The organism is Corallococcus praedator (assembly GCF_003612125.1).
Classification (GTDB): Bacteria; Myxococcota; Myxococcia; order Myxococcales; family Myxococcaceae; genus Corallococcus; species Corallococcus praedator.
On sequence record NZ_RAWI01000953.1, the window covers coordinates 1 to 461 of the forward strand.

The window sequence follows — 461 nt, forward strand, 5'->3', positions numbered from 1 at the left end:
GAACGAACTCGGACGCTGGAACAGAAGCAGGTGGTTTTACTACAGATGGAGAAACAACAGGTAAGGAGTCTACAGTAAGCTCGGATGCGGAAGGTAAAGTAACCGGAGCGATCGCATCTTCAGTAGAAGTTTGGGCAATTGCGATGCCTCCATTTAGGAGTAACAAACTGCTAAACCCTAAAATAAGACTTTGTGTTTGGATCAACCAACCCAACTGATTTTGAGATTGATGCTTTAGATGAGACATTGCAATGATGTTTGAACTAAGGGTTAGAGCGTGTAGAAGTAGAATTAGCAGGTAGATTACTCACTGCTCGTTGTAAGGCTGCTAGGGCACGGTTGTAGTTCAAAATTGCTCGGAGTCGATTCACCTCTGCTCGAACCAGATCGCTCTGAGCTGTAATCACGTCTAGCTGAGTTCCAACTCCTTGCTGAAACCGGAAGCGAATCGTGTCTAGACT

Annotated in this window: 1 protein-coding gene; it reads left to right on the forward strand. The window is 45.3% G+C overall.

The genetic code is table 11. The features are described from left to right. On the forward strand, positions 1-218 hold a 218-nt coding region (locus D7Y13_RS47420; RefSeq protein ID WP_208734611.1), incomplete at its 5' end, for a hypothetical protein. Between the last annotated feature and the right edge of the window lie 243 nt (positions 219-461).